This is a genomic window from Pseudoalteromonas sp. BSi20311 (assembly GCF_000239875.1).
GTDB lineage: Bacteria > Pseudomonadota > Gammaproteobacteria > Enterobacterales > Alteromonadaceae > Pseudoalteromonas.
The window spans coordinates 1-10188 of the sequence record NZ_BADU01000145.1 but is presented as its reverse complement, the minus strand read 5'-3'; the positions used below and the strand labels follow the sequence as shown (position 1 = coordinate 10188).

The window sequence follows — 10188 nt, the reverse complement described above, 5'->3', positions numbered from 1 at the left end:
GATGATGTGACACACTTCTATTTTAGTGGAGTCAACAAATTGTATACCTGTGGGCTTGCCAAGTTTTGATGTGAGGTAACTGCACATCGGAACCACCACACTAGGCATAAGCGCGAGAAACCTTGTGTAACTCAGCAACTCTGGAAAATAGGCTTTAAGTTGACGGCAAACATAGTGAAGATAGTAGTTTTTGAAATCTCTGTAATGTGACTGGTGAAAATGGATGATAATAGTCATCACCTCTGACGGAGATAAGCGGCATGCTCTTCGACGTTTAATTTCACCATTTTCGAGCAATATACGCTGCCAGCTTGGGAAAAATAACTTTGAAAAATCATCGACATCACAGTACGTTTCAACTAACTTGTTCATGCTCGTTCCTTTTTGTTCTAATCACTCTTGGTCGAATGATCGGATCATGGAACGAGCATTTAGTTCCTTTAAATTAGTAATTTCTTATCCGAAGCTCAGGTTAAGTTATTTACTCGCTCCGAAATTACTGACTTGCCTGACTCAGGCGTACGTGCGCTAACCCCTACATCTGATGGCGGTTTACTTATTGCAGGAGCGCGTGGCGGTATTAGCCTATATCAACATCGCCAATGGGACACGCAACCACCTGCCCAAGCGATGGTTAATCATATATTTAAAAGTAAAAATGATAACTTGTGGCTAGCGCTTGAGAATGATGGTGTGTTTTATCGTTCAGCTAGTAGCACTCAAGACATCCCAATAATACAAAATGTCAGTGCGTATCGAATCATTGAAGACCCCAAGGGGGTTATATGGGCGGCGACCAGTGATGGCCTGTATAAAATAGTCAACTACAAACCCACTTTGATGACGCCACAACAAGGGGTTCCAGATGCTCCCGTATATACCTTATTAATCACCCGTGATGGTCGACTCATTATAGGAAGTGAAAGAGGGGCACGAATCCTTAATGGTGGGCTATTTGAATCGCCTCACCCACAACTCGAGGCGGAACCTATTTCCAGTTTGTTAGAAGATGATCATGGGGATCTGTGGTTTGGCACCATTAATAAAGGTGTTTTTAGGCTTAGCGTCGATGGTTTAGAGCAATTAGATGCTAAAAATGCTTTACCCGCTAACCGTATTCTTTCTTTGTTACAAGACAGAGAAAATAGTATTTGGGTAGGCACCAATGCTGGTGTATTTAGGTTAAGAGAAGCGCCGTTTTCATCGTGGGGCAAAAAGCGAGGCTTATCTAGCGATTATGTGCGTACGGTATTGTCACATTCTGATGGCAGTTTATGGATAGGCGGAAGCACGGGTTTAGATCGGCTGCACAATAATCAGATCAGCCATATTAAAGGCACTAAACAAGGCTCGCCATATTCAATACTAAGCTTACTAGAGCAAAACCAAGGTGATGTCTGGGTAGGCACATACACCTCGGGTGTTTTAAAAGTGGTTAATAACGAACTCGTACCTTATTTAAACCGTGATAATGGCTTAGGTAGTAATGAAGTAAGATCTTTACTTTTTGATTCAAAAAATCGCTTATGGATAGGCTCGGCCATGGGGCTGACACGCGTTAATACCGACGGTAGCTTAAACCAATTTACTAATGAAAAAGAGCTGCCGAGTGGGTTTATTTTAGCCTTGAGTGAAGACAACTCAGCTAATATTTGGGTAGGAACCGGTAATGGGGTCGTGGTTTATGACACTCAAACTGACGTGTTTAATCCTGTTGAGTTTCCTGCTGAATTTGCCGCCCAATATGCGTTTGGCTTTTACATTGATGATAAATACACGTGGATGGCTACCGATCGTGGCTTAGTTCGTTATCAGCATTCAAACGCAAAGATGACTATTTTAGGGCGTGAATTAGGTTTACCCGTTGATAAGCTTTTTCAAATTGTGCCGTTTAAAGACTCACTTTGGCTATCAAGTAACCGTGGCATTATTGAAGTCAATTATAAGCAGGTAAATGAGCTGCTTGATTCAAAATCTAACAATAGAGGTACGCTCGCCTTTCAATTATACGATGAGGCTGATGGCATGCACAGTGCACAAGCAAATGGCGGTTCAACCCCCTCAGCAACCGCTCATTCAGATGGCACAATTTGGTTTGCTACCGCAAAAGGGGTGAGTACAGTAAAACTGGAACGCTTAAAAGAAGCCACTAAAATAGCGTTACCAACGATTGTTGAAAGCTTTTCTGTTGATGGTAAACCAACGTCGTTACCTATAGACGGTGAAACTATTATTTTACCACCAGGGGTGACGCGCTTGTCATTTCAATACGCGGGACTGAGCTTTATTATGCCGCAGCGATTAAACTTTCAAACAAAATTGGAAGGCTTTAATAACGAATGGGTCAACCGTCAAAACATAGCGACTGCTGAATACACTAACTTACCTGCGGGCAAGTATTCTTTTGCTGTACGTGCAGCCTATCCAAATACTGATTGGCAACAAAATCACAAAGTCGTTAACTTTGAAATTCAATCGCACTTTTGGCAAAAAACAAGCTTTAAGTTGTTTATGTTTTTTCTTTTTGTGGTGGTGATATATAGCGCTTATCGCTACCGCTTATATCGTTATAAACAAGTTGAAAAGGAATTAACGAGTCGAGTGGTGAAGCAAACGCAAGCACTGCAAGAGCAAGCCAGTGCCTTTGCGTATCAAGCCACACACGATCAGCTTACCGATTTACCGAATCGCCGCGCATTTGATGGCTGGCTGGCGGATAACTTTTCAGACTTTAAAGCATGTAATAAATCACTTGCTATCGCTATTATGGATATTGATCACTTTAAACGGATTAACGATGGTTGGTCACACCTCATAGGTGATCAGGTTATATGTGAAATAGCTAACATTCTTAAAGCGCACTGCGAGGGTGAGCAAGAGGTAGCTCGCTGGGGTGGCGAAGAGTTTACTTTTGTGTTTCCCGATACGAGTGCAGTGCAGGCCCAAGAAATGTGCGAGAAGTTACGCAAATGTATTGAAAATAAAAACTTTTCAAATATCGCAGAAGGCCTCAGCGTAACCGTGAGTTTTGGTGTTTCTGACTCTGGTGATGTTGATGATTATGACCGATTATTATCACGGGCCGACCAAGCTTTGTATAAGGCAAAAAACAATGGTCGAAATCGAACTGAAGTGATGTGATTGAAAAACAGCCTCACTGCACCCATTACTATTTTAATAATACGGGCGCAGCATTTTAGCGTTAAAGCTAAATGGTTTGATTTAGGACGACCCAATGATAAATGGGCTATTAATTTTTGTTTTAATTGTATTTATTATAATGTTTTGGCGCTGGCCTGATATTCAAAATGCCGTGTGGCACCGTAAATACAGTGGTTTATTATTAAGCGAGCAACAACATACGTTGTTACTGCGTGCTATGCCCATATACAACAAAATGACCGATGCAGAGCGAGCAAAGTTAGCATCCCATATAGTGTGGTTTTTAAATGAAAAGCGTTTTGTTGGCTGCGATGGGTTGCAACTAACGGAGGCAATGAAACTCATTATTGCCGCCGATGCCTGCTTGCTGGTGCTTAACAAGCCTTGGCCTTTGTATAAAAACGTAAAAGAAATTTTACTCTACCCCAGCGCGTATTACGCGCCCCAATCAAGCCGCGATAACGCAGGCCTTGTCAGTTTTCATAATACAGTAAGGCAAGGTGAATCGTGGCCGGGGGGAACATTGGTGCTTAGCTGGCATGATGTGCTTGAGGGCAACCGCTTACCCAGTGATGGGCATAACTTAGTGTTTCATGAATTTGCACATCAACTTGATCAAGAAACCGGTAAAACCACCGGCACGCCACTACTTGCATCACAGGCAAAATACCAACAATGGGGCAGAGTATTTAGTCGAGCGTTTTCGCAGTTAAAAACCCATGTTGCTTATAGTATGCCGCATGTAATACATAGCTATGGAGCCACCAATGAGGCTGAGTTTTTTGCGGTGATCACCGAAACATTTTTAGAAAAGCCTGCCGATTTACGCCGTGAAGACCCTGAAATTTACCATTTGCTAGTGGATTTTTATCAATTTGATCCTATTGTTTGGCACTGATTTTATGCACTTCATCCTATTACGCTGGTAACTTGCTGGCGTTTTTGATGCAATCATGTAATAGATCAACACACAGCAACAATAATAAGTGAGATAAGCATGAAAAAAATGCTGCAAACAGCACTCGCGTTATCGGTTTCATTGGCATTAGGCCACGCACACGCAGAGCAAACAGATGAAAAAAAATGGCAAGTTGATTCACCTAAAGGGCAATTTGTTGATGCATCTATTAGTGTAGAGCAAGGCACATGGATGAATGTCGATATAAGTCCTGACGGAGAAACCTTAGTATTTGATTTACTTGGCGATATTTACACCATGCCAATGAGTGGTGGTAAAGCGACTAAAATAACCTCAGACATTGCATGGCAAATGCAGCCGCGCTTTAGCCCAGATGGCAAGCACATTGCTTTTACATCAGATCAAGGCGGTGGTGACAATATTTGGATAATGGATGTTAACGGCGAAAACCAAACCGCCGTCACTGACGAAACATTTAGATTACTCAATAGCCCTGCGTGGAGCCCTGATGGCGATTATTTAGTTGCACGTAAGCATTTTACCGCCAGTCGCTCGCTAGGCGCAGGTGAGGTCTGGCTTTATCACAAAGCCGGCGGTAAAGGGGTGCAACTGACTAAACGTGAAAACGATCAAAAAGATTTAGGTGAACCCATGTTTTCACCGGATGGTCGGTATGTTTATTTTTCGCATGATGCAACCCCGGGTAAAACTTTTCATTATTCAAAAGACTCTGTTGCCGGTATTTATAAAATTAAGCGTTATGACCGTGAAACAGGCGACATAGAAACCATTATAAGTGGCATGGGCGGGGCAATCAGACCAACTCCGTCGCCAGATGGTAAAAAACTAGCGTACATAAAGCGTGATGACTTTCAAACCAGCCTGTACTTATATGATTTAACCAGTGGTGAGCATATTAAGCTATACGACAAGCTAGAGCGCGATATGCAAGAAACGTGGGCGATTCATGGCGTATATCCTACTATTGCGTGGACCCCAGATAACGAAGAGCTGGTATTTTGGGCTGGTGGCACCCTTCATAAACTCAATGTCGATGATAAATCAGTTAGCGATATTGCATTTAAAGTAGACACCACGAAAAAAATTCAAAAAGCAGTGCGTTTTACTCAAAATATCGACACTGATGAGTTTGATGTAAAAATGCTGCGTAATGTGCAAATTAGCCCTGACGGTGAAACCGCACTTTTTGAAGCATTGGGCTATATTTACAAGCGCGACTTAGAATCAGGAAAAATAAAGCGCTTAACTAAGCAAACCGATCATTATGAGTTATTCCCGCAGTATTCTCGTGATGGCAAAAACATTGTCTACACCACGTGGGATGATAACGAACAAGGCACCGTGCGTGTCGTCTCTGCACGCAGTGGTCGTGGCGACACTATTACACAAGAGCCGGGAAAATACGTAGAGCCAACATTTAGTCCAGATGGCAAAACCGTGGTGTATCGTAAAGCCAGCGGCGGCAGCATTTTAAACCCTAAGTGGTCACTGCATCCTGGGGTATACAGTGTTAGTGCTAAAGGCGGAAAAAGTGAGCTCATTTCTAAAAGTGGCTATCAACCTCAGTTTGGCAGTGCCAACGATCGTGTTTATATTATGAGCCCATGGCCTAAGCCGACATTAAGTGTGGTAGAGCTTGAAAGTAAAAAAGTACGTAAACTGTATGAGTCAGAGCACGCCACTGAATTTAGAGTCTCTCCTGATGGTGAGTATTTAGCTTTTGCTGAGCGCTTTAAAGTATTTGTTACTCCATTTGTAGAGCGCGGCAAAACGATAAATATTGGGCCCAAAGACAGTCAATTTCCAATTGAGCAACTATCTGTACGCGCCGGTGAAAACATTAGCTGGAGTGCCAACAGCAATAAACTGTATTGGACACTGGGGCCTGAGCTTTACCATGCCAGTTTAGAGGGTATGTTTGCTATTAATAAAGCAGATGATAAAGACGTTAAAGTAAAAAGCGGGACTAATATCGGCTTTAGTAAAAAAATGGCTGAACCGCAGGGCATGATTGCATTAACTGGCGCTAAAATTATTACCATGGAGGGTGAAAAGGTCATTGAAAATGGCGTTATTGTTACCGATGGCAAACATATCAAAGCCATTGGCACTGTTGCTGATGTGAGTATTCCTAAGGGGGCAAAGGTCATTGATGTAACAGGTAAAACAATTATGCCTGGCATTGTAGATGCCCATGCTCATGGCTCACAAGGCAGTGATGAAATTATCCCGCAGCAAAACTGGAAAAACTTAGCAGGTCTTGCGCTGGGTGTTACTACTATTCACGACCCATCAAACGACACCACTGAAATATTTACCGCGAGTGAAATGCAAAAAGCGGGGATGATCGTTGGTCCGCGTATTTTCTCTACCGGTACTATTTTATACGGCGCGAATATGCCTGGGTATACCTCGCATATTGATTCATTAGATGATGCTAAATTTCATTTAGAGCGCCTTAAAAAAGTGGGTGCGTTTAGTGTTAAATCTTATAACCAACCGCGCAGAGAGCAGCGTCAGCAAGTTATAGAAGCAGGGCGAATGCTTGAAATGATGGTAGTCCCTGAAGGGGGGTCATTATTACAACATAACTTGAGTATGGTAGTCGATGGCCATACAGGCATTGAGCATTCAATTCCTGTTGAACATATTTATGACGATATTAAGCAGCTATGGTCACAAAGTGATGTAGGTTACACACCTACATTGGTGGTTGCCTATGGCGGTATTTGGGGTGAAAACTACTGGTATGATAAAACGGACGTATGGAATCATCCACGTTTAAGTAAATTTGTGCCTAAAAACCAATTATTACCGCGCTCAATGCGCCGAGTTAAAGCACCCGATCATCACTATAATCACTTTAACAATGCTCGCGTAGCGGCTGAGTTACAAGATTTAGGTGTACTTGTTAATTTGGGTGCGCATGGCCAACGTGAGGGGTTAGGTGCGCATTGGGAAATGTGGATGTTTGCCCAAGGCGGCATGACGTCACTGGAAGCAATTAGAGCATCTACACTCGATCCGGCAAAATATTTAGGCCTAGATAAAAATGTGGGTTCATTAGAGGTCGGTAAACTGGCAGATTTAATGGTTATTGATGGCGACCCACTGAAAAACATTCGTGATTCAGACAAAATTGATTACACCATGATCAACGGCCGTTTGTTCGACGCAGCCACCATGAACGAAGTAGGCAAAAAACAGCGTGAACCATTATTTTTTGAATAATGCAGCCATTTTTTAGCTAATAAGCGGCTATTTAGCCGCTTTTTTAATACTGTATTTACCTATTTAACCAACCGCTACTATCGCTTTTAAAATATTATCACTAGGTGGAGCTACTGTTACATCATGCATCACCCTCGCTCTACATATATAACCTTCCTTTAGAATAAGTAAGTGTTGCGTGGCTTCAATTGCTTTTTCTCTATTGTGAGCAAATTCAGGCGTTTCTAAAAGAGCTGATAGTATGATCTCAAAGTTCGCTTGCTTGTGCTGTTTGCAAAGTTTGGCAATAGGGTCGTTCTCTACAGGGTACTCAGCTGCAGTATTAATAAAAAAGCAGCCATTAAAACACCCTAACTCTGAAACCTCATTATTAATCCACTTTTTCAGTCCGGCAAAAATTGCCTGTGCGACTAACATAGCACTTGGTTGTATACATATTTTTTTAAGCCAAGCGTTAAAGCAGATGTCACGTGCGACTAAACAAGCACAAATAAGCGCGTCTTTGCTTTCAAAGTGCTTATATAAGGTTTTTTTTGCAATGCCCGATACAGCTAAAATTTCATTAATACCAACAGCGTGTATACCCTTTTTATAAAAAAGACTCAGTGCCGTACTGATTATTTGTTGTTTTTTATCCATGATATTCCAAATTTGAGCAGTAAAAACACAGCTTGACATAGGTAGACCGACTTGTCTATATTGCAAGTGTAGACAAATCGGTCTACTTTTGAGGAGGTAATATGCATAGTGAGCAAATAAAGTCGGCATTAATCGCAGGTGTTTTTTCTACTTTTGTTTTGGGTTTTTTGGCGTGGCTAAATTATATGGGTGATTACGGTATTTGGTTAATGGCGCTATTCGGCGCAGCAGCTGTACTTGTTTTTGGCGTATCGCAGAGCCCGTTAGCTATGCCAAAAAACGTAATAGGGGGCATATGCTGACCGCAATGATTGGGGTTGTTTTTAGCTACTATAGTGCTGATAGTGCGATTATGATTGGGCTGGCTGTGGGTATTGCTATAACATTAATGATAATCACAAAAACTATTCACCTTGCTGCCGGCGCAAACCCTATCTTAATTATTGAGTCTGGGCAAAGTTGGGATTTTTTAATAATGCCAGTACTTGCCGAGACAGTGTTTATTGTGGTGTGTGGTTTTGTTGCGAGGTGGTTTATTCAATACTTGATGGATAATAAATATAAAAAAACCGCTTAACGCGGTTTCTTTTATACAAAGCACTCAGCTGATCAAACAACACCGCGAGGTAGGCGGCAATCGTGATCTTTGCGAGCAAGCTCAACTATCCAAAGCTCTTCTGCTGTGTAGCCTTCTTCGTTTTGTGTGATCACGGTGAAAGGCGCTTTTTTCTGTGCTTTTACAGGAGCAGCTTTTTTAGTTTTTTTAGCAGGTGCTTTTACTGCAGCTTTTTTTGTAGACTTACCAGAGCTTAATTCTTTAGTCAGCTCTGCTACATCAGCTAGGCGCATGTTCTTGCCGCCATCAATGCTATACCAGCCAGGTTTAGTTGTTATTTCAGGTTTTTTACCGTTGGCAGCTTCATATGCAGCTTCAAAGGCAGATAACACTTCTGTTTTGTCTAGTTTGCTCATCAGAGACCCTATACGTTGTTTACACAGATAAAGAAGAGATATTTATACCTATTTTAGAACTGTTTTTCAATTTTTTGCGATTTTCCTTTCATTTTTAGCGCATAACCGCCAAAATTTGTACAAAATTCAGTGCAAAGTAAGGTAAGTAGTATGCAACGTAGAGAATTTAATCAATTATTAAACACCCTGTTAAAGCCAGAAACCATTAACGATTTTTGTCCAAACGGGCTTCAGGTAGAAGGTAAAGATGAGATACGCACCATAGTAACGGGTGTAACGGCAAGCCAAGCACTTATTGATGCCGCGATTGAAAATAATGCCGATGCCATTTTGGTACACCATGGCTATTTTTGGAAAGGCGAGTCACAACCTATCACAGGCATGAAAAAACGTCGTGTGGCTGCGCTTTTAGCTAAAGACATCAATTTATTTGCCTATCATTTGCCATTAGATATTCACCCTGAAATGGGTAATAACGCACAGCTGGCGCAATTGCTCGATATTGAAATTGAAGCAGGCCTTGAGCCAACTAACATCAGTGTAGCGATGAAAGGACGTTTAAAAACACCGTTAACGGGCAGTGAATTTGCTAAAAAAATAAGCCAAGTGCTTAAGCGCGAGCCACTAACGAGTTTAGTACGTACTGATAAAATTGAAACCATCGCTTTGTGTACAGGTGGCGGGCAAGGGTATATCGACTTAGCAGCCGAGCAAGGTATTGATGCTTACTTAACTGGTGAGGCATCAGAGCAAACCATTCACAGCTCACGCGAGCAAAATATCGACTTTTTTGCCGCAGGCCATCACGCCACCGAGCGCTACGGTATAAAAGCATTAGGCGAATATCTTGCTAAGCAACATGGCTTTGACGTGACATTTATTGACATAGACAATCCTGTGTAAACACCTAGCTTAAAAGTAATTTTATAAATAACCTACTTGTAACGTATTTAGGGTAGGTTATTTAAAATATAGCGTTCTAAATAGCTAATTTAGCAAACTATGGTAAGTCAGTATGTTGATTTTTTATATACCCGCATACCCTTTTATCCTTTTTGTGAGTTAATTATTTTTGGCTTTATACATCCAAAAAATTGAATAAACGTAATAGGTATCAACTTACGCTCAAAGCCACGATTACATCCATTCTTATATTGCAAAAAACACAGATCTTTCGCTGTACTTACCTCGTTTAAATTACAATGTTACTTTGCTTGCTACTAAGGTAGTTACTTTAAAGGAAT

General features: G+C 41.6%; 6 protein-coding genes and 2 pseudogenes. 5 read left to right on the top strand and 3 right to left on the bottom strand.

The features are described from left to right. A pseudogene (locus P20311_RS19345) lies at positions 1-372 on the bottom strand (IS982 family transposase); the annotation flags it as partial. 132 nt (positions 373-504) lie between these two features. Here P20311_RS19345 and P20311_RS14615 point away from each other — a divergent pair. The 3 genes from P20311_RS14615 to P20311_RS14605 all read left to right on the top strand — a co-directional run bounded on the left by P20311_RS14615 (position 505) and on the right by P20311_RS14605 (position 7333). Beyond that, positions 505-3141 (top strand): ligand-binding sensor domain-containing diguanylate cyclase, encoded by a 2637-nt coding sequence (locus P20311_RS14615; RefSeq protein ID WP_008114266.1) that lies wholly within the window; start codon positions 505-507, stop codon positions 3139-3141. 94 nt (positions 3142-3235) lie between these two features. Then, on the top strand, positions 3236-4060 hold the full coding sequence (locus P20311_RS14610; RefSeq protein ID WP_008114265.1) for a M90 family metallopeptidase: 825 nt from the start codon (positions 3236-3238) through the stop codon (positions 4058-4060). 99 nt (positions 4061-4159) lie between these two features. Further along, positions 4160-7333, top strand: coding sequence for an amidohydrolase family protein (locus tag P20311_RS14605; protein WP_008114263.1), 3174 nt, complete (start codon positions 4160-4162; stop codon positions 7331-7333). Positions 7334-7396: 63 nt separating this feature from the next. On the opposite strand, the gene P20311_RS14600 is transcribed toward P20311_RS14605, so the two are convergent. Then, positions 7397-7972, bottom strand: a complete 576-nt coding sequence (locus P20311_RS14600) for a TetR/AcrR family transcriptional regulator (protein ID WP_008114261.1) — start codon at positions 7970-7972, stop codon at positions 7397-7399. 101 nt (positions 7973-8073) lie between these two features. On the opposite strand from P20311_RS14600, the pseudogene P20311_RS14595 reads away from it, so the two are divergent. After that, a pseudogene (locus P20311_RS14595) lies at positions 8074-8549 on the top strand (HPP family protein). 32 nt (positions 8550-8581) lie between these two features. Here P20311_RS14595 and P20311_RS14590 read toward each other — a convergent pair. Next, entirely contained in the window at positions 8582-8944 is a 363-nt protein-coding gene (locus P20311_RS14590) for a hypothetical protein (protein ID WP_008114254.1), read from the bottom strand. Positions 8945-9094: 150 nt separating this feature from the next. On the opposite strand from P20311_RS14590, the gene P20311_RS14585 reads away from it, so the two are divergent. Next, positions 9095-9847, top strand: a complete 753-nt coding sequence (locus P20311_RS14585) for a Nif3-like dinuclear metal center hexameric protein (RefSeq protein WP_008114252.1) — start codon at positions 9095-9097, stop codon at positions 9845-9847. Positions 9848-10188 lie beyond the last annotated feature (341 nt).

What these genes read in the sequence shown, in the direction of transcription:
- P20311_RS14610 (WP_008114265.1), top strand. Translation starts at nt 3,236, where the DNA reads ATGATAAATGGGCTATTAATTTTTGTTTTAATTGTATTTATTATAATG.
- P20311_RS14605 (WP_008114263.1), top strand. Translation starts at nt 4,160, where the DNA reads ATGAAAAAAATGCTGCAAACAGCACTCGCGTTATCGGTTTCATTGGCA.
- P20311_RS14600 (WP_008114261.1), bottom strand. Translation starts at nt 7,972, where the DNA reads ATGGATAAAAAACAACAAATAATCAGTACGGCACTGAGTCTTTTTTAT.
- P20311_RS14590 (WP_008114254.1), bottom strand. Translation starts at nt 8,944, where the DNA reads ATGAGCAAACTAGACAAAACAGAAGTGTTATCTGCCTTTGAAGCTGCA.
- P20311_RS14585 (WP_008114252.1), top strand. Translation starts at nt 9,095, where the DNA reads ATGCAACGTAGAGAATTTAATCAATTATTAAACACCCTGTTAAAGCCA.